This is a genomic window from Pseudomonas sp. JC1203, from assembly GCF_056175065.1.
On the sequence record NZ_JBWCAM010000008.1, the window covers coordinates 81,857 to 105,410 of the forward strand.

At 64.5% G+C, this 23,554-nt stretch carries 19 protein-coding genes; 6 read left to right on the plus strand and 13 right to left on the minus strand.

Going from position 1 to position 23,554, the window contains the following annotated elements; all coding sequences use genetic code 11:
* Positions 1-13 precede the first annotated feature (13 nt).
* The 6 genes from AC0SZ7_RS13810 to mreB form a co-directional block, all read right to left on the minus strand.
* Complete coding sequence (locus tag AC0SZ7_RS13810; protein WP_475504930.1) at positions 14-3,826, minus strand: YhdP family protein; 3,813 nt, start codon at positions 3,824-3,826, stop codon at positions 14-16.
* Between the two features lie 64 nt (positions 3,827-3,890).
* Positions 3,891-5,348 (minus strand): ribonuclease G, encoded by a 1,458-nt coding sequence (gene rng, locus AC0SZ7_RS13815; protein WP_475504931.1) that lies wholly within the window; start codon positions 5,346-5,348, stop codon positions 3,891-3,893.
* Between the two features lie 89 nt (positions 5,349-5,437).
* Positions 5,438-6,037, minus strand: a complete 600-nt coding sequence (locus AC0SZ7_RS13820; protein WP_475504932.1) for a Maf family protein — start codon at positions 6,035-6,037, stop codon at positions 5,438-5,440.
* A 52-nt stretch (positions 6,038-6,089) separates the two neighbouring features.
* Positions 6,090-6,581 (minus strand): rod shape-determining protein MreD, encoded by a 492-nt coding sequence (gene mreD, locus AC0SZ7_RS13825; protein WP_475504933.1) that lies wholly within the window; start codon positions 6,579-6,581, stop codon positions 6,090-6,092.
* Positions 6,581-7,627: a rod shape-determining protein MreC gene (gene mreC, locus AC0SZ7_RS13830; RefSeq protein WP_475505086.1), complete on the minus strand. Its 1,047-nt coding sequence runs from the start codon at positions 7,625-7,627 to the stop codon at positions 6,581-6,583. The genes mreD and mreC overlap by 1 nt, the downstream gene beginning before the upstream one ends.
* Before the next feature lie 183 nt (positions 7,628-7,810).
* Positions 7,811-8,848 carry a rod shape-determining protein MreB gene (mreB, locus tag AC0SZ7_RS13835; RefSeq protein WP_008371426.1) on the minus strand — a complete coding sequence of 346 codons (1,038 nt, stop codon included), beginning with the start codon at positions 8,846-8,848 and terminating at the stop codon, positions 7,811-7,813.
* 222 nt (positions 8,849-9,070) lie between these two features.
* Here mreB and gatC point away from each other — a divergent pair, with 222 nt between their 5' ends.
* The 6 genes from gatC (at position 9,071) to AC0SZ7_RS13865 (ending at position 14,306) form a co-directional block, all read left to right on the plus strand.
* A complete protein-coding gene (gatC, locus tag AC0SZ7_RS13840) occupies positions 9,071-9,358 on the plus strand; it encodes an Asp-tRNA(Asn)/Glu-tRNA(Gln) amidotransferase subunit GatC (protein WP_008371428.1) in 288 nt (95 codons plus the stop codon).
* Between the two features lie 18 nt (positions 9,359-9,376).
* Positions 9,377-10,828, plus strand: a complete 1,452-nt coding sequence (gene gatA / locus AC0SZ7_RS13845; RefSeq protein ID WP_475504934.1) for an Asp-tRNA(Asn)/Glu-tRNA(Gln) amidotransferase subunit GatA — start codon at positions 9,377-9,379, stop codon at positions 10,826-10,828.
* A 12-nt stretch (positions 10,829-10,840) separates the two neighbouring features.
* Complete coding sequence (gatB, locus tag AC0SZ7_RS13850; protein WP_475504935.1) at positions 10,841-12,286, plus strand: Asp-tRNA(Asn)/Glu-tRNA(Gln) amidotransferase subunit GatB; 1,446 nt, start codon at positions 10,841-10,843, stop codon at positions 12,284-12,286.
* Between the two features lie 141 nt (positions 12,287-12,427).
* Entirely contained in the window at positions 12,428-12,799 is a 372-nt protein-coding gene (locus tag AC0SZ7_RS13855) for a septal ring lytic transglycosylase RlpA family protein (RefSeq protein WP_475504936.1), read from the plus strand.
* Between the two features lie 56 nt (positions 12,800-12,855).
* Positions 12,856-13,908 (plus strand): calcium/sodium antiporter, encoded by a 1,053-nt coding sequence (locus tag AC0SZ7_RS13860; RefSeq protein ID WP_475505087.1) that lies wholly within the window; start codon positions 12,856-12,858, stop codon positions 13,906-13,908.
* Positions 13,909-13,922: 14 nt separating this feature from the next.
* Positions 13,923-14,306 carry a carboxymuconolactone decarboxylase family protein gene (locus AC0SZ7_RS13865; protein ID WP_475504937.1) on the plus strand — a complete coding sequence of 128 codons (384 nt, stop codon included), beginning with the start codon at positions 13,923-13,925 and terminating at the stop codon, positions 14,304-14,306.
* Here AC0SZ7_RS13865 and AC0SZ7_RS13870 read toward each other — a convergent pair.
* From AC0SZ7_RS13870 to AC0SZ7_RS13900, 7 genes are all read right to left on the minus strand, one after another.
* Positions 14,303-15,658, minus strand: coding sequence for an amino acid permease (locus AC0SZ7_RS13870; protein ID WP_475504938.1), 1,356 nt, complete (start codon positions 15,656-15,658; stop codon positions 14,303-14,305). The genes AC0SZ7_RS13865 and AC0SZ7_RS13870 overlap by 4 nt on opposite strands.
* A gap of 57 nt (positions 15,659-15,715) precedes the next feature.
* Positions 15,716-16,657 (minus strand): AEC family transporter, encoded by a 942-nt coding sequence (locus tag AC0SZ7_RS13875; protein WP_475504939.1) that lies wholly within the window; start codon positions 16,655-16,657, stop codon positions 15,716-15,718.
* Positions 16,658-16,747: 90 nt separating this feature from the next.
* The gene (gene garD, locus AC0SZ7_RS13880) at positions 16,748-18,301 is read right to left on the minus strand and encodes a galactarate dehydratase (protein WP_027976792.1); all 1,554 of its coding nucleotides are present in this window, start codon (positions 18,299-18,301) and stop codon (positions 16,748-16,750) included.
* A 12-nt stretch (positions 18,302-18,313) separates the two neighbouring features.
* Positions 18,314-19,678, minus strand: coding sequence for a D-galactonate transporter (locus AC0SZ7_RS13885; protein ID WP_473004473.1), 1,365 nt, complete (start codon positions 19,676-19,678; stop codon positions 18,314-18,316).
* A 148-nt stretch (positions 19,679-19,826) separates the two neighbouring features.
* The gene (gene kdgD, locus AC0SZ7_RS13890) at positions 19,827-20,738 is read right to left on the minus strand and encodes a 5-dehydro-4-deoxyglucarate dehydratase (RefSeq protein ID WP_027976790.1); all 912 of its coding nucleotides are present in this window, start codon (positions 20,736-20,738) and stop codon (positions 19,827-19,829) included.
* A 211-nt stretch (positions 20,739-20,949) separates the two neighbouring features.
* A complete protein-coding gene (locus AC0SZ7_RS13895) occupies positions 20,950-21,696 on the minus strand; it encodes a FadR/GntR family transcriptional regulator (RefSeq protein WP_027976789.1) in 747 nt (248 codons plus the stop codon).
* A 67-nt stretch (positions 21,697-21,763) separates the two neighbouring features.
* A complete protein-coding gene (locus AC0SZ7_RS13900) occupies positions 21,764-23,503 on the minus strand; it encodes an ABC transporter ATP-binding protein/permease (protein ID WP_475504940.1) in 1,740 nt (579 codons plus the stop codon).
* Positions 23,504-23,554 lie beyond the last annotated feature (51 nt).

A 23,554-nucleotide genomic window follows, 5' to 3' on the forward strand; every position in this document is an offset into this window, starting at 1 on the left:
GCTCCTGCTGCTGTCAGTTTGCTTTCTGGAACGGCTTGTCGAAAGTAATCTTAGGCTCTTTCCACGGCCCTTCGACCTTGTATTGCACACTGGCGAAGCGCGCCACACGGTCACCCAGCAGCTTGTCCACCAGGAACAGCGCCCCGCCCACCGCCGGCGCGCCTACCAGCAGCGCAGCAATCGGCAGGTTGGTGGTCACGGGCAGGGTCACCAGCAGCTTGGCGTCGACGCGGTCCTGGTTCATGTCCAGGGTGCCATTGAGCTCAAGGTTGGTTGAGGGGCCGGTCATGGTGATCGGCTCGCGGGTCACGTACACGCCGTTGCTGGCCACCAGCAGGCCCTTGACCCGGTCGTAACCCAGGCCCTTGCCCACCAGGTCAGAGAAGTCCAGGCGCAGCCGGCGCCCGATGGAGTTGAAGTTCAGCAGGCCGAACACCCGCAGCGCCTGGGCGCCGCCCTCCACTTCGACGAACTGGCCGCGGTTGAGCGTGGCATCCAGGCTGCCGGAGAAGCGCTTGAGCGCCGCCCAGGCCGGCGAGCCCGGCCAGCTGCCGTCCACGTTCAGCTCGAAGTCCTGGCTGGTGGTGCTGGGCGCATAGCCCCAGGCCTTGAGCACATCGGCGAGGTTCTTGCCCTTGAGGTTGCCCTTCAGCCAACTGGCCGAATTGCCGGGTGAACCTTCCCAACTGCCCTGCCCCACCAGGCTGATGCCCTTCAGGCCCAGGTCCAGGTCCTTGAGGGCGATACCCTTGCCGTTCGGGCGAATTTTCAGTGCCCAGGCGCCCATCAGGTCATTGCCCTGCCACAGCTTGAGAATTTTCACGTCCACCGCGGGAATCTTGCGCGGGTCCACCGAAGCCAGCGGGTCGGGGGCGTTTTCGTCGGTCACGGCCTTGGGGTCGGGGGCCGGCAGGCGCACGGTCTGCATGTCCACCAGGATCGGTACGCCCTTGGCGTCCGGCAGGCTGGCGGTGCCGTTCAGTTGCTTGGCGTCGACCGACAGGTTCCAGGCGCTGGAGCTGCGGTTGAGCATCACCCGCGCCTGGTCCAGGTCGAAGCCGAAACCGGTGACCTTGCCGATTTTCAGGTCGACGCTGTTCAGCGTCTGCCGCGCGCTGCCACCCGGGTCATCCCCAGCGTAGCGGTCCACCTGGGCTTTCCACGGGGTCACGTCCAGGGTGTCGAGGCTACCGCGCACGCGCAGGCCCTTGTCGGCCGGGATTTGCGGCATGCCGGCGCCCAGCAGCAGTTCCCCGCGGCCGTCGGCCAATTTGCCGCCCGGCGCCACGTAGCCAAGTGTGGCCAGGTCAGCGTAGCTGACATCGATGCGCCGGTCGGCGCCCTGCAGGTTCATCTGGAACTGGGTGTCGCGGGTATCGGTGGCAGCCTTGCCGAACGGCGCCGGAAGGTCGATGGCCAGGCCCTTGAGGTCGCTCTTGATGCTCAGCTGGCTGTTGCCGCCCAGGTTCACCTGCAACTGGTACGGCAGGTCGCCGGAGGCCGGCAGGTTGGGGTTCACCTGCAGCCAGTCGGTGAGTTTGCGCAGGGCGATGCTGCCCTTGGCGGTAATGCGCGTCAGCGGATTGCCCGGCTTGCCCTCGGCGAATATCTGCGCCGTGACAGGCCGGTCGAACGCCTGGGCGGCGATGTTCTGGCCGCTGAGGCCCTTGTCGAAATCAAAACGGAAGTCGCCCTTCAGCTGGCTGAGGTCGAGGGCCGGCTCCTTGATTTTCAGGTTGGCACCCTGGGTGCTGAAGTCGACCACCACCTTGGGCTGCTCACCCTTCACCAGGGGAATATCGAGGTTCAGCTTGCCATCCAACGGCCCCGTGCCCTGCCAGCCGGCGAAGATCGGCCCGGTGCCGATGGGCGCGTCCTGCAGGATCTTCACCCCGTCGCCCAGGCTGCCGTCGAAGTCGCCCTTCACGTACAAGTGCGAGTGCTGGTCAGCCGGCACGTGCGGCACGGTGACCTCGACGTTGCTGACCTGGGTGTCGAGCAGCTGGCCCTTGCTGGCCAGGATGCGCACGTCACCGTCCTGGATGAACACGTCGCCCGCCACCTTCGACACTTCCGGCCAGCCAGGCTGGAAGGCCAGGCGCGCGTCATGCACCTTGAAGTACAGGGTGATGCTGCGCGAATGGTCCGGCGCCGCATGGCTGAGGGAGCCCTGGTACTGGAAGTAGCCCTGGTCCACCGCGCCTTCGAGGATGGCGGTGCGCAGCCAGTGGTCCACCGCCGGGCTCAGCACTTGTGGCAGGTACTTGGAGGTAAAGCGGCCGTCGCCCTGGGTCAGGCCCACGCGCAGGTCCATGTAGGGTTCGACGTCGTCGTGGAACGGCAGGCGGATGAGGAAGTCGCCGGCGATGTTGCCTTCATCACCCTTCACCTTCAGGTACGGGGCGACCAAAGTGAAGCCATCCTGGTTGATTTTCCAGGTCAGGCGGGCGTTGGATTGGTGGTAGTACCAGGGGTTGGCGAAGATCGGGTACAGGTGCAGCATGAACTGGTCGGTGGCCAGGCGCAGCTCGCCCTGGCCCAGGTTGCCACTGATGGCGCCACTGACGCCGCCAGCCGCCGGGGCGCCATGGGTGGCCTGGAAGCCGACGTTGTCGAGGTTGGCGGCAAAGCTCAGGCGCTCATCACCCGTGGCCTGGGGGCGGTAGTCCAGCAGCACATTGCGCAAACCACCGGTCACCTTCAACGCATCGATGACTGCGGCGACCTTGTCGGGCACCGGCACCAACGCGTCCAGCACCGGGGTGACCGGCGTCAGGTCAAGGCGGTCGGCCTGCAGGTGAAAATTCTGCTGGGTGCTGTCGGTGGCATCTGCCTGGCGCAGTTGCAGGTGCGATTCCCAACGGGTCTTGCCCAGGCTCATGGCCAGGGAGTCGACCGTCACGTCATAGCCACCGGCGTTGCGCTGGAACCAGGCGTTGAGCGCCAGGTTGTCGATGCTGATGGCCTTGCGGTCGGCGTAGGCGCCCTTGAACGCCGGCGCATTGAGGCGCACGGCGGCGCTTTGCAGCGCACCCTTGCCCCACTGCGCCCACAGCTCGCCGCCCGCCTTCAACTGGTCAAGGTGCCAGCCCTGGGTGAGCCGCGTTGGCAACCAGTGTGCCCAGTTGCTCTGGGGCAGGCTGAGGTAGGCCTGGGCCTCGCCGTCCTGCCAGTGGGCGGCGTCGATGCGGGTGCGCAGGCTCAGCGCCAGGGGCTGGCCGTCGGGCAGGGTCAGGCGCAGGTCCAGGCGCTGGCGGCTGAAACCGCTGGTCAGGCTGGCGCCTACATAGGTGAGGGTCATGGCCGGGTGGTCGTAAGGCTCCAGCGTCAGCTGGCTGTCCAGCACCGACACCTTGCTGACCTGCTGCATGCGCGCAAGTATCTGGCCCGGGTCCAGTGGGCCGCTGTCCTGCGCTGGCAGGCCCTTGAGCGACCACTTGCCGTCCTCGGCTTCCTCGGCCGTCAGTTGCAGGCCGCTGACTTCCAGGTGGGCGATGCGCACCGAGCGGCTGCGCAGGGTGGCCCACAGGTCTGGCACCACGCGCACCTGGTCGAGGCGCAGGGCGCTGTCGCCCTCGCCCACCATCACGTCGTGGGCCATCAGCACCGGCGCCATGCCGCTCCAGCGCCCCTCCAGGCCGCCGATGCTCACCGGCAGGCCCAGGGCCTCGCTGGCCTTGTCCTGTGCCTCGTAGCGGTATTGATCGACCAGTGGCACCAGTTGCCGGCCCAGGCTGACGTACACCGCCACCAGCACCAGCACCAGCGCGCACAGGCCCAGGCCCCAGCGGGTCAGCGCGCCCAGCAGGCGAGTCACACGCTCCATGCGCGAAGGGTCCCGGAACAGGCGGCGGGGTCAGTGGCGCAAGGCCACGCGGGGGTGAACGAAATCAGAGCAGCACCACGTCGTATTGTTCCTGGGAGTACATGGACTCTACCTGAAAGCGGATAGTTCGCCCGATAAAAGCCTCGAGCTCGGCGACATTGCCCGATTCTTCATCCAGCAGGCGGTCCACCACCTTCTGGTTGGCCAGTACTCTATAGCCTTCAGCCTGGTAAGCACGCGCCTCGCGAAGTATTTCCCGGAAAATCTCGTAACAGATCGTCTCAGGAGTTTTCAGCTTGCCGCGGCCCTGGCAGCTGTTGCATGGCTCGCAGAGCACCTGTTCCAGGCTTTCGCGGGTGCGCTTGCGGGTCATCTGCACCAGGCCCAGCTCGGTGATGCCGATGATGTTGGTCTTGGCGTGGTCGCGCTCCAGCTGTTTTTCCAGGGTACGCAGCACCTGGCGCTGGTGCTCTTCGTCTTCCATGTCGATGAAGTCGATGATGATGATGCCGCCGATGTTGCGCAGGCGCAGCTGGCGGGCGATGGCGGTGGCCGCTTCCAGGTTGGTCTTGAAGATGGTTTCTTCCAGGTTGCGGTGGCCCACGAACGCGCCGGTGTTGACGTCGATGGTGGTCATGGCCTCGGCCGGGTCCACCACCAGGTAGCCGCCGGACTTGAGCGGCACCTTGCGGTCCAGGGCGCGCTGGATCTCGTCTTCGACGCCATACAGGTCGAAGATCGGCCGTTCGCCCGGGTAGTGTTCCAGGCGGTCGGCGATCTCGGGCATCAGCTCGGCCACGAACTGCGTGGTTTTCTGGAAGGTTTCCCGCGAATCGATGCGAATTTTCTCGATCTTGGGGCTGACCAGGTCGCGCAGGGTGCGCAGGGCCAGGCCCAGGTCTTCGTAGATTTCGGTGGGCGCGCCCACGGTCTTGATCTGCAGGCCGATCTGGTCCCACAGGCGGCGCAGGTAGCGGATGTCCATGAGGATTTCATCGGCGCCAGCGCCCTCGGCTGCGGTACGCAGGATGAAACCGCCGGCTTCCTTGATACCTTCCTGGGCCACGCAGTCGCTGACCACCTTCTTCAGGCGGTCGCGCTCGGCTTCGTCCTCGATTTTCAAGGAAATGCCCACATGGCTGGTGCGCGGCATGTACACCAGGTAACGCGACGGAATCGACAGCTGCGTGGTCAACCGCGCGCCCTTGGAGCCGATGGGGTCCTTGGTGACCTGCACCACCAGGCTCTGCCCTTCGTGCACCAGCGCGCTGATGGTTTCCACCGCCGAGCCTTCGCGCAGGGAGATTTCCGAGGCGTGGATGAACGCCGCGCGTTCCAGGCCGATGTCGACGAAGGCCGCCTGCATGCCCGGCAGCACGCGTACCACCTTGCCCTTGTAGATATTGCCGACGATGCCGCGGCGCTGCGTGCGCTCGACATGGACTTCCTGCAGAACACCGTTCTCTACCACCGCCACGCGCGATTCCATCGGCGTGATGTTGATCAGAATCTCTTCACTCATGGCAGGGTCTCGTCAAAGGTAGTCACCGAAAATGATGGATTACGCCGCGCTTGTCGACGTTTCCATTCTCGCAGGCTGGCGGCGGGCGCTCAGCGTGCCTGTTGGCCTTGCCAACAGGGTATGCCGAAATGGCCCAGCAGGTCTGCGGTTTCGCACAATGGCAGGCCCACTACCGCAGAATAACTGCCCGCAAGGCTTTCGACGAATATCGCCGCCAGGCCCTGGATGGCGTAGCCGCCGGCCTTGTCCTGCGGTTCACCGCTGGCCCAGTAGTCGCGCGCCTGCTGCGCGCTGATGGTGCGAAAACGCACGCGGCTGCGGACACTGCGCACCTCGAAGCGCTGGCCGGACACCAGGGCGATGGCGGTCAGCACTTCGTGTTCACGGCCCGACAGCGCCGCCAGCATGGCCAGGGCGTCGGCTTCATCCAGCGGTTTGCCGAGAATGCGCCCGTCGAGCACCACCGCCGTGTCGGCGCCCAGTACCACCGGCGCAGGGTCGGCAGGGGCCAGCAACGCCAGGCCGGCCTGGGCCTTGCCCAGCGCCAGGCGCTCCACATAGGCCAGCGGGCTTTCGCCAGGCAGCGGGGTTTCGTCGATGGAAGCGCTCAAGGGCGTGAAGGCGACGCCGATCTGGGTCAGCAGTTCGCGCCTGCGGGGGGAGCCGGAAGCCAGGTATAGCGGGTGCATGAAGACGTCTCCCTGTCGAAAATCGAATGCCGGGCGACGGCCCGCGTCACGCTCAGTTGATACCCAGGCGGCGACGCAGGCCCCGCAGGGCGAAGCTGACCCATGGCCACAGCAGCGCGCTCATCAGCGCCGGCAGCAGCAACGCCAGCGTAGGCTGGCGGTTGCCGGTCAGGGCGCTGAGCCACAGCTGCGCCAGTTGCCCCAGGCCGAAGATCACCAGTATCACCAGGCATTGCTGCCACACGTGGAAGGTGCGCATGCGTTGCGCCAGGGACAGAATCAGGAAGCTGATCAGCGTCAGGATCAGGGCGTTCTGCCCAAGGTAGGTGCCGTACAGCACGTCTTCGGCCAGCCCCAGCAGGAACGCCGTGGTCATGCCGACCTTGTGCGGCAATGCCAGGGTCCAGAAGGTCAGCAGCAGGGCCAGCCACAAGGGACGCAGGATTTCCATGAACTGCGGCAGCGGCGATACGCTCAGCAGCAGGCCGAGGGCGAATGTGAACCAGACGAACCAGCCGTTACGCGGGCGGGTGCTGTTGACCATCAGTGTCTCTCCCGGGAGGTGCCATGGGCACTGGCGGCCGGTTTCGCCGGGGCAGCAGCGGGGGCGGCAGCGGGCGTGGTGGCCGGCTTGGCCACGGCGGCCGGGTGCTCGGCACCAGGCGCAGGGGTTGCCACGGCAGCGGCCGGAGCAGCAGCGGCAGCAGCCGGGGCTGCGGTTCCCGCAGGAGCTGCCTGGCCCTGGTGATCAGCGGCCTCCTGGGCCTGGGCGGCATCAGTGGCACGCTGCTCGGGCGAGCGGCTGTCGGAGAACACCAGCAACAGGTAACGGCTGCGGTTGAGCGCCGCCGTGGGCACCGCGCGGACGATTGCGAACGGCTGGCCAGAGTCGTGGATCACTTCCTTCACCGTGGCCACCGGGTAGCCGGCCGGGAAGCGCTGCCCCAGGCCGGAGCTGACCAGCAGGTCGCCTTCCTTGATGTCGGCAGTGTCCGCCACATGGCGCAGTTCCAGGCGTTCCGGGTTGCCGGTGCCGCTGGCAATGGCACGCAGGCCGTTGCGGTTCACCTGCACCGGAATGCTGTGGGTGGAGTCGGTGAGCAGCAGCACGCGGGCGGTGTACGGCATCAGCTCAACCACCTGGCCCATCAGGCCACGGGCATCGAGCACCGGCTGGCCAAGGAACACGCCATCGCGCTCACCCTTGTTGATCAGGATGCGCTGGGTGAAGGGGTTGGGGTCCATGCCGATCAGCTCGGCCACCTCGACCTTCTCGTTGACCAGCGCCGAGGAATTCAACAACTCGCGCAGGCGCACGTTCTGCTCGGTCAGGGCCGCCAGCTTCTGCAGGCGCCCTTGCAGCAGCAAGGCTTCGGTCTTGAGTTTTTCGTTCTCGGCGACAAGCTCGGTGCGGCTGCCGAACTGGCTGGACACACCCTGGTACAGACGCTGGGGCAGGTCCGTGATCCAGTAGGCCCGCATCAGCACCAGCGACGCCTGGCTGCGCACCGGCTGCAACAGCGTGAAGCGCGCATCCACCACCATCAGGGTGATGGCCAGCACGACCAGCACCAACAGGCGCACGCCCAGCGAGGGGCCCTTGGAGAAAAGCGGTTTAATAAGCCGCTCCTCCCAGGCTGATGTTCATTGGCTCATTCATACGGCTTCAAACCGGCCCGGATGCAGATTGACAGAAATGCGCCAACGACAGGCGCAGGCCCGAGGTCGACAGCGCAAACTGTAGACCGGGCCCCGTGGTTGCCGCCAGCGAAGTCATTCGCTGGAGAGCAGGTCCATGGTGTGCTTGTCCATCATTTCCAGGGCACGGCCGCCACCGCGAGCCACGCAGGTCAGCGGGTCTTCGGCAACGATCACCGGCAGGCCGGTTTCCTGGGCCAGCAGTTTGTCCAGGTCACGCAGCAGGGCGCCACCACCGGTCAGCACCAGGCCACGCTCGGCGATGTCGGAAGCCAGTTCCGGCGGCGACTGCTCCAGGGCGCTTTTCACGGCCTGGACGATGGTCGCCAGCGACTCCTGCAGGGCCTCCAGCACTTCGTTGGAGTTCAGGGTGAAGGCACGTGGCACGCCTTCGGCCAGGTTACGGCCGCGCACGTCTACTTCACGCACTTCGCCGCCCGGGTAGGCAGTACCGATTTCCTGCTTGATGCGCTCGGCAGTGGATTCGCCGATCAGGCTGCCGTAGTTGCGGCGTACGTAGGTCACGATCGCTTCGTCGAAACGGTCGCCGCCCACACGTACGGACTCGGCATACACCACGCCGTTCAGCGAGATCAGGGCGATTTCAGTGGTACCACCACCGATGTCGACCACCATCGAACCGCGTGCTTCCTCGACCGGCAGGCCGGCACCGATGGCGGCGGCCATTGGCTCTTCGATCAGGAACACTTCGCGGGCACCGGCGCCCAGCGCCGATTCACGAATGGCACGACGCTCCACCTGGGTGGATTTGCAAGGCACACAGATCAGCACGCGCGGGCTTGGCTGCAGGAAGCTGTTCTCGTGAACCTTGTTGATGAAGTACTGGAGCATCTTTTCACAGACGCTGAAGTCGGCGATAACGCCGTCCTTCATCGGACGAATGGCTGCAATATTGCCCGGTGTACGGCCCAGCATGCGCTTTGCCTCGGTACCGACCGCAACAACACTTTTCTGATTTCCGTGGGTCCGGATGGCCACTACCGAGGGCTCATTCAGGACGATACCGCGCTCACGCACGTAAATAAGGGTGTTGGCAGTGCCCAGGTCGATGGAAAGATCGCTGGAAAACATGCCACGCAGTTTCTTGAACATGGGAAAGTGACCCTAGGCAACGCGTGGGTAAAAAAGTGCGGCAAACTCTAACAACGGCGGGGATTTTGGGCAAGGCGCCAATATGTTAAATTGGCTGTTTTTCCGAGCAGGCCCTCACTCAATCGCGGCCATATGACCGTAGAATTGGCGTTCTGTTCCGACAATCTAACACACGGACTGACACTTCATTCGATTCCGTGCTGTTTTCCACTGGAGATACCCATGGCGCTTGATCGCTCCGACGTGGAAAAAATCGCTCATCTGGCCCGTCTGGGCCTGAATGAAGCCGATCTGCCACGCACCACCGACGCACTCAACAGTATCCTGGGTCTGGTCGACCAGATGCAGGCGGTCGACACCAGCGGCATCGAGCCCCTGGCCCACCCCCTGGAAGCCAGTCAGCGCCTGCGCGCCGACCAGGTCACCGAAAGCAATCATCGCGAGGCCTACCAGGCTATCGCGCCTGCGGTCGAGAACGGCCTGTACCTGGTTCCGAAAGTCATCGACTAAAAGGGAAAAGAGCCTGCCATGCATCAAATGACTCTGGCCGAGATCGCCCGCGGTCTCGCCGACAAGAAGTTTTCCGCCGAAGAGCTGACCCGCACCCTGCTGGCGCGCATCGCGCAGCTGGACCCGCAGCTCAACAGCTTCATCACCGTGACCCCGGACCTGGCCATCGCCCAGGCCCAGGCCGCCGACGCCCGTCGCGCCGCCGGTGAGACCGGTGCCCTGCTGGGCGCCCCGCTGGCGCACAAGGACCTGTTCTGCACCCAGGGCGTGCGCACCAGCTGCGCCTCGAAGATGCTCGACAACTTCACCGCCCCCTACGACGCCACCGTGGTGTCGCGCCTGGCCAAGGCCGGTGCGGTCAGCCTGGGCAAGACCAACATGGACGAATTCGCCATGGGTTCGGGCAACGAGAACAGCTTCTACGGCGCGGTGAAGAACCCGTGGAACCTGGCCCACGTACCGGGTGGCTCGTCGGGTGGTTCGGCCGCCGCAGTGGCAGCTCGCCTGCTGCCAGTTGCGACAGGTACCGACACCGGTGGCTCCATCCGACAACCGGCAGCTTTTACCAACCTGACCGGCCTGAAACCGACATACGGTCGTGTGTCGCGCTGGGGCATGATCGCCTACGCGTCCAGCCTGGACCAGGCTGGTACCTTCGCCCGCACCGCCGAAGACTGCGCCCTGCTGCTGCAAGGCATGGCCGGTTTCGACCCGCAGGACTCCACCAGCATCGATGAGCCGGTGCCCGACTACAGCGCCAGCCTGAACGGCTCGCTGCAGGGCCTGCGCATCGGCGTGCCGAAGGAATACTTCGGCGCCGGCCTGGACCCACGCATCGCCGACCTGATCCAGCAAAGCATCAAGGAACTGGAGAAGCTGGGCGCCACGGTCAAGGAAATCAGCCTGCCGAACATGCAGCACGCCATCCCGGCGTACTACGTGATCGCCCCGGCCGAAGCCTCGTCGAACCTGTCGCGTTTCGACGGCGTGCGCTTCGGCTACCGCTGCGAGAACCCGGCCGACCTCACCGACCTGTACAAGCGTTCGCGCGGCGAAGGCTTCGGCATTGAAGTGCAGCGCCGCATCATGGTCGGCGCCTACGCCCTGTCGGCCGGCTACTACGACGCCTACTACCTGCAGGCGCAGAAGATCCGCCGCCTGATCAAGAACGACTTCATGGCAGCGTTCCACGACGTCGACGTGATCCTGGGCCCGACCACGCCGAACCCGGCCTGGAAGATCGGCGCCAAGAACGCCGACCCGGTGGCCGAGTACCTGGAAGACGTGTACACCATCACCGCCAACCTCGCTGGCCTGCCGGGGCTGTCCATGCCCGCCGGCTTCGTCGATGGCCTGCCGGTAGGCGTGCAACTGGTGGCACCGTACTTCCAGGAAGGTCGCCTGCTCAACGTCGCGCACCAGTACCAGCAGGCAACTGACTGGCACACCCGCACGCCCGAAGGCTTCTAAGGAGAAACTTGTATGCAATGGGAAGTCGTCATCGGGCTGGAGATTCACACCCAGCTCACCACCCAGTCGAAGATTTTCTCCGGCAGTTCCACCACGTTCGGCTCCGAGCCCAACACCCAGGCCAGCCTGGTAGACCTGGGCATGCCCGGCGTGCTGCCGGTGCTGAACCAGGAAGCGGTGCGCATGGCGGTCAAGTTCGGCCTGGCCATCGACGCCGAGATCGGCCAGCACAACGTGTTCGCCCGCAAGAACTACTTCTACCCTGACCTGCCCAAGGGCTACCAGATCAGCCAGATGGAACTGCCGATCGTCGGCAAGGGCCACCTGGACATCACCCTGGAAGACGGCACCGTCAAGCGCATCGGCGTAACCCGCGCGCACCTGGAAGAAGACGCCGGCAAGAGCCTGCACGAAGACTTCAACGGCCTGACCGGCGTTGACCTGAACCGTGCCGGCACGCCGCTGCTGGAAATCGTTTCCGAGCCGGACATGCGCAGCGCCAAGGAAGCCGTGGCCTACGTCAAGGCCATGCACGCGCTGGTGCGCTACCTGGGCATCTGCGACGGCAACATGGCCGAAGGCTCGTTGCGTTGTGACTGCAACGTCTCGGTACGCCCGAAAGGCCAGGCCGAGTTCGGCACCCGCTGCGAGATCAAGAACGTCAACTCGTTCCGCTTCATCGAGAAGGCCATCAACAGCGAGATCGCCCGTCAGATCGAACTGATCGAGGACGGCGGCAAGGTCATCCAGCAGACCCGCCTGTACGACCCGAACAAGGACGAGACCCGTCCGATGCGCAGCAAGGAAGAAGCCAACGACTACCGTTACTTCCCCGACCCGGACCTGCTGCCGGTGGTCATCGAACAAGCGTTCCTGGACACCGTGCGCGACACCCTGCCCGAGCTGCCGCCGGCCAAGCGCGAGCGCTTCCAGAGCCAATACGGCCTGTCGGCCTACGATGCCAGCGTGCTGGCTTCCAGCCGCGAGCAGGCAGACTACTTCGAGCAGGTGGTAGGCCTGAGCGGTGACGCCAAGCTTGCCGCCAACTGGACCATGGTCGAGCTGGGCAGCCTGCTGAACAAGCTGGGCGTGGAAATCGAGCAGTCGCCGGTCAGCGCCGAGCAACTGGGCGGCATGCTGGTGCGCATCAAGGACAACACCATCAGCGGCAAGATCGCCAAGATGGTCTTCGAGGCCATGGCCAATGGCGAAGGCAGCGCCGATGAAGTCATCGAGGCGCGCGGCCTGAAGCAGGTCACCGACAGCGGCGCCATCGAGAAGGTGCTGGACGAAGTGCTGGCCGCCAACGCCGAGCAGGTCGAACAGTACCGCGCCGCCGACGAAGCCAAGCGCGGCAAGATGTTCGGCTTCTTCGTGGGCCAGGCCATGAAAGCCTCCAAAGGCAAGGCCAACCCGCAACAGGTGAACGAATTGCTGAAAAGCAAACTCGAAGGCTGATGCGCCAAGGGGGCACGACTGCTCCTGAATGGCGCCCCCGTAGCAGCTGCCGCAGGCTGCGTCCGGCATCACCTCGGTGAAACGCCAGACGCAGCCTGCGGCAGCTGCTACAGGGCTCAACCTATTCCTGGAGATCGCTGCATGCTGCGCCTGGTCGCCCCCCTCTTGCTACTCACCCTCCTCGCCGGCTGCGCCAGCCATGACATCGACCCCCGCGGCTACGATCAAACGGGCACCGCCAGCTTCTACGGCGCCAGGCACCAGGGCAAACGCACCGCCAGCGGCGAGCGTTTCGACCAGCACGCCATGACCGCCGCCCACCGCCAGTTGCCCTTCGGCACCCATGTGCTGGTGACCAACCTCGCCAACAACCGCAAGGTGGAAGTACGCATCAACGACCGCGGCCCCCACACCCGCGGCCGCCTGATCGACCTGTCACATGCAGCCGCAGAACAATTGGGCATGATCGGTAGCGGTTCCGCGCGAGTGCGGGTACAAAGTCTGAGCGACTGAGCCATTACCCCCGGAGCTTGACCATTTTCGACCTGGACTCCTTTACCGTCTTCAGCCTGCTGCAATTGGCCGGCGGCCTGCTGCTGCTGCTCCTCGGCGCCGAACTGATGGTGCGCGCCGCCGTGCGCCTGGCCGCCAGTTTCAAGGTGCGCCCGCTGATCATCGGCCTCAGCGTGGTGGCCCTGGGCAGCAGCGCGCCGCAAATGGCCGTCAGCCTGCAGGCGGCCTTCAGCCATGCGCCGGACATTGCCGTGGGCAGTGTGTTTGGCAGCAACATCTTCAACATTCTGGTCACCCTGGGCCTGTGCGCGCTGATCATCCCCTTGCGGGTGTCGCGCCAATTGGTGCGCCTGGACATCCCGCTGATGATCAGCGCCAGCGCCCTGGTGTTCGCCTTGTCACTGAACCAGACCCTGGGCCGCCTGGAAGGCGTGGTGCTATTGGTGGCCCTGGGCGGCTATTTCGCCCTGCTGCTGCGCCAGTCGCGCCGCCACCAGCGCCCCCGGGTGCACACCCATGCGGTGGAGCGGCACGGCCCGCCGCCCTGGCTGAGCAGTGTCTTCATGACGCTGGCAGGCCTGGGCCTGCTGGTGTGGGGCGGGCACCTGATTCTGGGCGCGGCGGTTGAACTGGCCACCGACTACGGCTTCTCCGACCGCATTATCGGCCTGACTATCGTCGCCGTGTGCACCTCGCTGCCGGAACTGGCCACCTCGCTGATCGCCGCCATCCGCGGCGAGCGCGAGATTGCCGTGGGCAACGTCATCGGCAGCAACCTGTTCAACCTGCTGGGGGTGTTGGGCCTGACCGCCGTCATTGCCCCTACGCCGCTGTCGGTCTCGCCCAACGCGCTGGATTTCGACCTGCCGGTGATGCTCGGCGTCGCCGTGCTGTGCCTGCCGCTGTTCTATTCGGGCTACCGCATCACCCGCGCCGAGGGCCTGGTGCTGCTGGGGCTGTTCGCCGCCTACGGCCTGCACGTGGTCACCTTCACCACCGGCATGCCCTTGGCGGGGCGGCTGGAACACCTGATGCTGTTCTACGTACTGCCGGTGCTGGGCCTGTTCGTGCTGGTCAGCACGCTGGTTGCCTGGCGCCGGCAACATTGAGAGAGGAGAAGCTGATGACCGCCAACAACCAGAACAAGCCGGGCGTCGAGATGCGTCGCCAGGTAATGGGCGACGCCTTCGTCGACCGCGCCCTGGGCAACGCCACCGAGTTCACCCAGCCGCTGCAGGACTTCGTCAACGAACACGCCTGGGGCAGCGTGTGGAACCGCCCGGGCCTGGAGCTGAAAACCCGCAGCCTGATCACCCTGGCGGCGCTGACCGCGCTCAAGTGCCCGCAAGAGCTCAAGGGCCACGTGCGCGGCGCCTTGAACAATGGTTGCACGGTAGAGGAAATTCGCGAGGCGTTGCTGCATTGCGCGGTGTATGCCGGCGTACCGGCGGCCATCGATGCCTTCCGTGCGGCGCAGGAAGTCATCGACAGCTATCAGCCAGCTTAAGCCCTGGCGCGGCGCTTGAGCACGTAGGCAAGCGCCAGCGCGATTACCCAGGCGGGCATCAACATCACCGAGATGCGAATGCCCGGGGTCAGCCACATCACCAGCACAATGCCGGCCACGAAGGCCAGGCACAGGTAGTTGGTGACCGGGTAGCCCCAGCTTTTGAACGAGGTGGCCTCGCCGGCCTGGCGCTTGGCCTTGCGGAACATCAGGTGGGTGATGCTGATGATCACCCAGTTGATCACCAGCGCCGCCACGGCCAGCGCCATCAGCAAGCCGAACGCCTGGCCAGGCATCAGGTAGTTGATCAGCACGCACAGGCCGGTGGCGGTGGCCGACACGCCCAATGCCGTCAGCGGCACGCCACGCTTGTTGACCTTGAGCAGCGCCTTCGGGGCATCGCCTTGGGTGGCCAGGCCGAACAGCATGCGGCTGTTGCTGTACACGCAGCTGTTGTACACGGACAGCGCGGCGGTCAGCACCACGGCGTTGAGCAGCGTGGCGACGATGTTGCTGTCCAGCGCATGGAAGATCAGCACGAAGGGGCTACCGCCCGTCACCACCTTCTGCCACGGGTACAGCGACAGCAGAATGGCCAGCGCGCCTACATAGAACAGCAGGATGCGGTAGATCACCTGGTTGGTGGCGCGCGGGATGCTGCGCTTGGGGTCATCGGCCTCGGCGGCAGTGATGCCCACCAGTTCCAGGCCGCCAAACGAGAACATGATCACCGCCATGGCCATGGCCAGGCCGGCGATGCCATTGGGGAAGAAGCCGCCGTGCTGCCACAGGTTGGCCACGGCAGCGTCAGGGCCACCGTTGCCACTGGCCAGCAGCCAGGCGCCGAAGCCGATCATGGCGATGATCGCGGCCACCTTGACCAGCGAGAACCAGAACTCCATCTCGCCGAACACTTTCACCTGGGTGAGGTTGATCAGGTTGATCAGCACGAAGAATATCGCCGCCGACACCCACGTCGGCACGCCCGGCCACCAGTACTGCACGTAGATGCCCACGGCCGTCAGCTCGGCCATGCCCACCAGCACGTACACCACCCAGTAATTCCAGCCCGAGACAAACCCGGCCATACCGCCCCAGTAGCGGCTGGCGAAGTGGCTGAAACTGCCCGCCACCGGCTCGTCCACGACCATCTCGCCCAGCTGGCGCATGATGAAGAAGGCCATCAGCCCGGCGATGGCGTAGCCGAGGATAACCGACGGCCCGGCCATGTTGATGGTCTGGGCAATGCCCAGGAACAGCCCGGTGCCAATGGCACCACCCAGCGCGATCAGCTGGATGTGACGGTTCTTGAGCCCCCGGTGCAAACCCGTGGGCGTCGATTGTTGGTCCATTGAAGCTTCCTTGAGCTCGGATGACTGCATGACGGCATGCGCAAAGGCGCACAGGATCTAGATCCAGCCGCCCCACTGCAATAGGAAAATGCCGATATTGGTGGTAATTGCGGCACCAACGGTCGTAATAACGATGATGGCTGCGGCCAATTGATGATTGCCATTGGCCGCGCGGGCCATGACATAGCTGGCCGCCGCGGTGGGGCTGCCGATGTACAGGAACAGAATGCCCAGTTCCGCGCCACGGAAACCGCACAGCCAGGCACCCAGGGTGCCGAACAGCGGCAGCCACACCATCTTCACCAGGCTGGCGCTCAGGGCCAGTTGGCCGCTTTCACGCAGCGCTGCCAGCGACAAGGTGCCGCCGATGCAGATCAGTGCCAGTGGCAAGGTCATCTGCGCCAGGTAGTCGCTGCTGGCCAGCAGCCAGTTGGGCAGGCCGATCTGCAGGTAATTCATGGGCGTGGCCGCCAGCACGCTGATGATCAGCGGGTTGGCCAGCACGCTCTTGAAAATGCTCCAGGGGTCGGACTTGATGTTGGGGCTGTAGATGGCCAGCACCACGGTGGACAGGCTGTTGTAGAGCAGAATCACCAGGCCCGCGAGGATGGCCCCCAGGGAAATGCCGTAGTCGCCGTACATGCTGGCGGCCAGCGCCAGGCCCACCACGCCGTTGTTGCCGCGAAATGCGCCCTGGGTGTAGATGCCCCGGTCTGCCGGCGGGCTGCGCCAGATGGCCATGCCCCAGGCGGCGGCGAAGCTGGCGAAGGTCACCGCGACGAAATAGATCAGCAACCCCGGCTTCATGGCCGCGTGCAGGTCGGCGTGGTAGATGCCCAGGAACAGCAACGCCGGCATGCAGACGTTGAACACCAGTGCCGAGGCTATATGAATGAAATTGTCGTTGATCCAGTCGATGCGCTTGAGGAACACACCGAGAAACAGCATCGCGAACACCGGTGCGGTGATGTTCAGCGTCTGTATGAAAATGGCCAGCATGCCAAGGGAACCTGATTGCCCGTCGTTAGGGGGCCAATGATAAGGCCTGCGGGGCAGTTGATGTGAAAATCAATCGTCCGCGTCCCAACCTCAGGTAATCGGCGCCGGGTTGAACAGCACGATGTCGTTGTGCAACTTGTGCTTCTCGGCCCAGGTCTGCTGCTTGCCGCTGGCCACGTCCAGGTAGTAGTGGAACAGCTCCCAGCCCAGGTCCTCGATGCTGGCCCGGCCGGTGGCGATGCGCCCCGCGTCGACGTCGATCAGGTCCGGCCAGCGCTGGGCCAGTTCGGTGCGGGTGGATACCTTCACCACCGGGGCCATGGCCAGGCCGTACGGCGTGCCGCGGCCAGTAGTGAACACGTGCAGGTTCATGCCCGCCGCCAGCTGCAGGGTGCCGCAGACAAAATCGCTGGCCGGCGTGGCGCAGAAGATCAGGCCCTTGCGTTGCACCCGCTCGCCCGGCCCGACCACCGCGTTGATGGCGCTGTTGCCGGATTTCACGATCGAACCCAAGGACTTCTCGACAATGTTCGACAACCCGCCCTTCTTGTTGCCGGGCGTGGTGTTGGCGCTGCGGTCAGCCTCGCCCTTGGCAAGGTAGCGGTCGTACCAGTCCATCTCGCGCACCAGCGCATCAGCCACAGCCGGCGTTTCCGCCCGTGAGGTCAGCAGATAGATGGCGTCGCGCACCTCGGTCACTTCCGAGAACATCACCGTGGCACCGGCGCGCAACAGCAGGTCGCTGGCATAACCCAGCGCGGGGTTGGCGGTAATGCCGGAGAAGGCATCGCTGCCACCGCACTGCATGCCCAGGATCAACTCACTGGCCGGCACCGTCTCACGGCGGCGCTCGTTGAGTTTTTTCAGGCGCGTCTCGGCCAGTTCCATGATCTGCTCGATCATTTCCGTGAAACCGTGGCTGGCGTCCTGCAGGCGGTACAGCCAGGGCTCGCTGAGATCCACGGAGCTATCGTTTTCGTGCATCACCTGGCCGGCCTGCAGCTTCTCGCAGCCCAGGCTGATCACCAGCGCCTCGCCACCCAGGTTGGGGTTGCGCGCCAGGTTGCGCACGGTGCGAATCGGGATGTAGGCGTCAGTGGCGGTAATGGCCACACCACAGCCGTAGCTGTGGGTAATGGCCACTACGTCATCCACATGGGGGTATTTGGGCAGCAGCTCGTCGCGGATGCGCTTCACCGCGTGGTCCAGCACCCCGGTCACGCACTGCACCGTGGTGGTAATGCCGAGGATATTACGCGTACCCACGGTGCCGTCGGCGTTGCGGTAGCCTTCGAAGGTAAAGCCTTCCAGCGGCGGTAGCGCCTGGGGCACCTTGTCGGACATGGGCAGGCTGTCCAGCGCCGGCGCGGTTGGCATGCGCAGCAGGTCTTCGCGCACCCAGGTGCCGCGCGGGATGGGCTTGAGCGCATAGCCGATCACCTGGCCGTAGCGAATGACCTCGCCACCTTCGGCGATGTCCACCAGGTTCACCTTGTGGCTTTGCGGTACGTGTTCCAGGGTGATCAGGCCGCCCGGCAGTTCGGTGCCTTCAGGCACGCCCTGGTCGTTGACGATCACCACAACGTTGTCGCGCTCGTGCAGGCGAATCACCCGCGGCGAGTCAGCGTGCTCAATTAACTGCATGAAACGCGCTCCTCAAATTTTGGCTGGGGACAGCTGTTCTACCGGCTTGCGCGAGCCTTTGCTCGGCGGCTCGGTCAGCTCGACCCGTTTGATCTGGCCGACAATCACCAGGTAGCTGATCACCGCCACCAGCGCGTTGGCGCCGACGAACACCAGGGCCCATTTGAACGAGCCGGTGGTGCTGATGATGTAGCCGATGACGATCGGCGTGGTGATCGAGGCAATGTTGCCGAACATGTTGAACAGGCCACCGCTCAGGCCGGCGATCTGCTTGGGCGAGGTGTCGGACACCACGGCCCAGCCTAGCGCGCCTACGCCCTTGCCGAAGAACGCCAGGGCCATGAAGCCCACCACCATCCACTCGATGTCCACATAGTTGCACGCCACGATGGTGGTCGACAGCAACAGGCCGCCAATGATCGGCGCCTTGCGGGCGAAGGTCAGGGAGTGGCCACGGCGCAGCAGCCAGTCGGAAATGATGCCGCCCAGCACGCCGCCGATAAAGCCGCAGATGGCCGGCAGCGAAGCGATGAAACCGGCCTTGAGGATGGTCATGCCGCGCTCCTGTACCAGGTACACCGGGAACCAGGTCAGGAAGAAATAGGTGATGCCGTTGATGCAGTACTGGCCCAGGTACACGCCCAGCATCATGCGGTTGGTGAGCAGCTGGCGCACATAGTCCCACTTGGGGCCTTCGCGCTTGCCCTGGGGCTTGTCGTCCATGTCGACCATGCCGCCGTTGCTGGCGATGTGTTCGAGTTCGGCCTTGTTGATCATCGGGTGCTGGCGCGGGCTGTGGATAACTTTCAGCCACACCAGCGAGAAGGCGATGCCGATGCCGCCCATGATCATGAACACGTGCTGCCAGCCGAAGGTGAAGACAATCCAGCCCATCAGCGGCGCGAACAGCACGGTGGCGAAATATTGCGCGGAGTTGAAGATCGCCGACGCAGTGCCACGTTCGGCGGTGGGGAACCAGGCGGCGACGATGCGCGCGTTGCCGGGGAACGACGGCGCTTCGGCCAGGCCCACCAGGAAACGCAGCATGAACAGCGCGACCACTGCCGTGGACACGCCAAAATCACCGACGAAGCCTTGCAGCACGGTGAACGCCGACCAGGTGAAAATGCTCAGGGCGTAGACCTTCTTCGAGCCGAAGCGGTCCAGCAGCCAGCCACCGGGAATTTGCCCGGCCACGTAGGCCCAACCGAACGCGGAGAAGATGAAACCCAGGGTGACGGCGTCGATGCCGAGGCTTTTTTGCAGGCTGGAACCGGCAATAGCGATGGTCGCACGGTCGGCGTAGTTGATCGTGGTCACCACAAAGAGCATGAGCAGGATCAAATAGCGGACGTGCGTCTGCTTGGCGGCTTGCATGAAGGTGTACTCCCACTGATTATTTTTTTTAACGCGGGTTTTTCATTCACGGTGTAACAGTGTGGGAGCTGGCTTGCCAGCGAGCTCTTAGGGCCTCAAAAGCTCGCTGGCAAGCCAGCTCCCACTGGCCAGGTAGGAGCAGTAAAGCTTACTGCGGGCCCATCTTGTCCATCAGGGCTGCCAGCATTTCGTACTCTTCGCCGGTCAGGTCGGTCAGCGGGGTACGCACCGGGCCTGCGTCGTAGCCGGCGATCTTGGCGCCTGCCTTGACGATGCTCACGGCGTAGCCGGCCTTGCGGTTACGGATGTCCAGGTACGGCAGGAAGAAGTCATCGATGATCTTGCCGACGGTGGCGTGATCTTCCTTGGCGATGGCGTGGTAGAAGTCCATCGCGGTTTTCGGGATGAAGTTGAACACCGCCGACGAATACACCGGCACGCCCAGCGCTTTGTAGGCCGCGGCGTAGACTTCGGCGGTCGGCAGGCCGCCCAGGTAGCTGAAGCGGTCGCCCAGGCGGCGGCGGATCGACACCATCAGTTCGATGTCACCCAGGCCATCCTTGTAACCGATCAGGTTGGGGCAGCGCTCGGCCAGGCGTTCCAGCTGCACGGCATTCAGGCGGCAGACGTTGCGGTTGTAGACGATGACGCCGATGTTCACCGATTTGCACACCGCTTCCACGTGGGCGGCAACGCCGTCCTGGCTGGCTTCGGTCAGGTAGTGCGGCAGCAACAGCAGGCCCTTGGCGCCCAGGCGCTCGGCTTCCTGTGCGTACTCGATGGCCTGGCGGGTGGCACCACCGACGCCGGCGAGGATTGGCACGCTACGGGCGCAGGTGTCGACGGCAGTCTTGATGACTTGCGAGTACTCGCTGGCAGCCAGGGAGAAGAATTCACCGGTACCGCCGGCGGCGAACAGCGCGCTGGCGCCGTACGGGGCCAGCCACTCCAGGCGCTTGATGTAGCCAGCGCGATCGAAGTCGCCCTGGGCATTGAAATCGGTCACCGGGAAAGACAGCAGGCCGGCGGAGAGGATGGACTTCAGTTCTTGTGGATTCATTATTCGAACACCCTGGTTTGCGTGGAATGTGCGCTCAGCCTTCGCTGATGTCGTACGTCATCGTACAACTGAAATTATGAATGCTCAATAGGCTGGGCGACGAAATGTCATGGGAAGCGGAAAGGGGTCGAAGACGTCTGTGGGAGCTGGCTTGCCAGCGAGCTTTTGAAGGCCCCAAAACTCGCTGGCAAGCCAGCTCCCACACTGCGGATCAGGCGGTTGCCTGCGCCTCTTCATGCGCCTGGCGCAGCCGCTCGCGGCTGTTGGTGAGGTGCAGGCGCATGGCCGCGCGGGCGGCATCGGAATCCTGGCGGGCGATGGCCTCGTAGATTTCCTCGTGCTCGCGGCTCAGGCGGTTCATGTAGTGCTGCTGGTCATCATGGGCCAGGCGCGCCGAGTTCAACCGCGTGCGCGGGATGATGCTGGTGCCCAGGTGGGTCATGATGTCGGTGAAGTAACGGTTGCCCGTGGACAGGGCAATCTGCAGGTGGAACTGGAAGTCCGAGGCCACGGCGTCCGAGGCGTGCGCGGCGCTTTCGGCCAGCGCATCCAGGGCCGCGCGCATGGCGGCCAGTTGCTCGGGCGAGCGACGCTGGGCGGCCAGGCCAGCCGATTCCACTTCCAGGCTGATGCGCAATTCAAGCACGGCGAGCACGTCACGCAGGGTGACGATGGTCGCCGGATCGATACGGAAGCCGCTGGGGCTGGGCGTGTCGAGCACGAAGGTGCCGATGCCATGGCGGGTCTCCACCTGCCCCGCCGCCTGCAAGCGCGAGATGGCCTCGCGCACCACGGTGCGGCTGACGCCCTGCTCTTGCATGATCGCCGACTCGGTGGGCAACTTGTCGCCACGCTTGAGCTCACCCTTGAGGATGCGCTCGGTCAGCACGGTGACCAGTTCCTGGGCAAGGCTGCGAGGTTTGCGACGGCCGCGAGGCGGGGCGATTGGCGTTTCCATGGCGAACTTCTTATCTCGAGATCACGTTTATAGGCGCATCATAGCGCATTCCAGTCGTACGACCACATTACACCGCCGTCGGTGCCCCGGTGATTTGATTCACCAGATGTCCGCCCTCGATACGCACGTGGCGCGAATGGAAGCGCTTGAGCGTGCTGCGGTGGCCAACGCTGATGATGCTCAAGCCTGGCAGCTGCTCGATCAGGCCCTGGTACAGCGCCGCTTCGTCTTCCTCGTCCATGGCCGACGTCGCCTCATCCATGTACAGCCACTTGGGCGCGTAGAGCATGGCGCGGGCAAAGGCCACGCGCTGCTGCTCGCCCGGCGAGAGCAGGCGCTGCCAGTGGTTACCTTCGTCCAGGCGCTCCACCAGGTGCGGCAGGCGGCAGGCTTGCAGCACCTGCACGTAGCGTTCCTGGGTGTAGGTGTCGCCTGGCTGGGGATAACTCAACGCCTCGCGCAGCGGGCCGATCGGCAGGTACGGTTTCTGCGGCAGGAACAGCGAGCGGCCCTGGGGCATGCGGATATGCCCGTGGCCGTTGGGCCACAGCCGCCCCATGGCGCGCAGCAAGGTGCTCTTGCCGCTGCCCGAGCGGCCGCTGACCAGCAGGCGTTCGCCCGAGGCCACGGCCAGGCTGGCGCCCGCCAGCAGGTGGCGGCCATCGGCCAGGTCGAGGTTGAGGTTGTCGACGCACACAGCCTCGCCCTGCTCTTCCACGGCAATGGCCGGCGCGCGGCTTTCATTGTCGCTCATGGCCTGGCGGAAGCTGATAAGACGGTCGCAGGTGGCTTTCCAGCCGGCGATGGTGGAAAAACTGTCGATGAACCAGCTCATGTCGCCCTGCACGTTGCCGAACGCCGAGTTGATCTGCATCAGCTCGCCCAGTTCGATCTTGCCGGCGAAATAGCGCGGCGCCGCCACCACGAACGGGAAAATCACCGCCGCCTGGCTGTAACCGGCGGTGAAGAAGGTCAGGCGCTTGGTGACTTTCATCAGCGCCCAGTAGTTGCTCCACACCTTGCCGAAGCGGGTGGTCAGGCGCTCTTTCTCGTTGGGTTCGCCGCTGTACAGGGCGATGCTCTCGGCGTTTTCACGCACCCGGATCAGCGAGAAACGCATGTCGGCTTCGAACCGCTGTTGCTGGTTGTTCAGCGGGATCAGGCTGCTACCGATCCAGCGGGTCAGGAAGCTGCCGACAATGGCATACACCAGCGCACACCAGAACATGTACCCGGGGATCGTCACGCCAAACACTTCGATGCTGCCCGACACGCCCCACAGGATCACCGAGAACGACACCAGGCTGACCACCGTGCGGATCAGGCCCAGCACCAGGCTCAGGGTGTCGGAGGTGAAGTTGTTGAGGTCTTCACTGATCCGTTGGTCAGGGTTGTCGGTGTGGCCGCTCTGCTCCATCTGGTAGTAGCTCTTGTTCTCGAGCCAGCGGTTGAAGTGGCGTTGGGTGAGCCAGCGGCGCCAGCGAATGGTGAGCATCTGCGTCAGGTACAGGCGGTACACCGCGCCAAGGATGGCCACCGCGGCAATGCCGCAGAAATACAGGATCAGGTGGGTGAAAGCGGCGAAGTCCTTCTTCTGCAGGGCGTTGTAGAAGTCGCGGTACCAGCTGTTCATCCACACCGAGATCCACACGCTGAACAGCGACAGGCCGATCACCGAGGCCAGCAACAGCCAGGCCTTGCCCTTCTCTTCACTGCGCCAGTAGGGCCAGATCAGCTGCCATACCCTTCGAAAAAAATGACCACGCACGGCATCGTTGACCGCGGAATATTCAGCGTTCTGATTCATTGGACAGGCTCGACGGTAGGAGGCCACGCAGGGCAGATCGATCCCGATCTA

Coding starts and splice junctions, on each gene's coding strand:
- mreB (WP_008371426.1), bottom strand. CDS start 8,848: ATGTTCAAGAAACTGCGTGGCATGTTTTCCAGCGATCTTTCCATCGAC.
- AC0SZ7_RS13900 (WP_475504940.1), bottom strand. CDS start 23,503: ATGAATCAGAACGCTGAATATTCCGCGGTCAACGATGCCGTGCGTGGT.
- AC0SZ7_RS13820 (WP_475504932.1), bottom strand. CDS start 6,037: ATGCACCCGCTATACCTGGCTTCCGGCTCCCCCCGCAGGCGCGAACTG.
- mreD (WP_475504933.1), bottom strand. CDS start 6,581: ATGGTCAACAGCACCCGCCCGCGTAACGGCTGGTTCGTCTGGTTCACA.
- garD (WP_027976792.1), bottom strand. CDS start 18,301: ATGCAGTTAATTGAGCACGCTGACTCGCCGCGGGTGATTCGCCTGCAC.
- AC0SZ7_RS13865 (WP_475504937.1), top strand. CDS start 13,923: ATGACCGCCAACAACCAGAACAAGCCGGGCGTCGAGATGCGTCGCCAG.
- gatC (WP_008371428.1), top strand. CDS start 9,071: ATGGCGCTTGATCGCTCCGACGTGGAAAAAATCGCTCATCTGGCCCGT.
- AC0SZ7_RS13885 (WP_473004473.1), bottom strand. CDS start 19,678: ATGCAAGCCGCCAAGCAGACGCACGTCCGCTATTTGATCCTGCTCATG.
- AC0SZ7_RS13810 (WP_475504930.1), bottom strand. CDS start 3,826: ATGGAGCGTGTGACTCGCCTGCTGGGCGCGCTGACCCGCTGGGGCCTG.
- rng (WP_475504931.1), bottom strand. CDS start 5,348: ATGAGTGAAGAGATTCTGATCAACATCACGCCGATGGAATCGCGCGTG.
- AC0SZ7_RS13895 (WP_027976789.1), bottom strand. CDS start 21,696: ATGGAAACGCCAATCGCCCCGCCTCGCGGCCGTCGCAAACCTCGCAGC.
- AC0SZ7_RS13855 (WP_475504936.1), top strand. CDS start 12,428: ATGCTGCGCCTGGTCGCCCCCCTCTTGCTACTCACCCTCCTCGCCGGC.
- gatB (WP_475504935.1), top strand. CDS start 10,841: ATGCAATGGGAAGTCGTCATCGGGCTGGAGATTCACACCCAGCTCACC.
- AC0SZ7_RS13870 (WP_475504938.1), bottom strand. CDS start 15,658: ATGGACCAACAATCGACGCCCACGGGTTTGCACCGGGGGCTCAAGAAC.
- AC0SZ7_RS13875 (WP_475504939.1), bottom strand. CDS start 16,657: ATGCTGGCCATTTTCATACAGACGCTGAACATCACCGCACCGGTGTTC.
- kdgD (WP_027976790.1), bottom strand. CDS start 20,738: ATGAATCCACAAGAACTGAAGTCCATCCTCTCCGCCGGCCTGCTGTCT.
- gatA (WP_475504934.1), top strand. CDS start 9,377: ATGCATCAAATGACTCTGGCCGAGATCGCCCGCGGTCTCGCCGACAAG.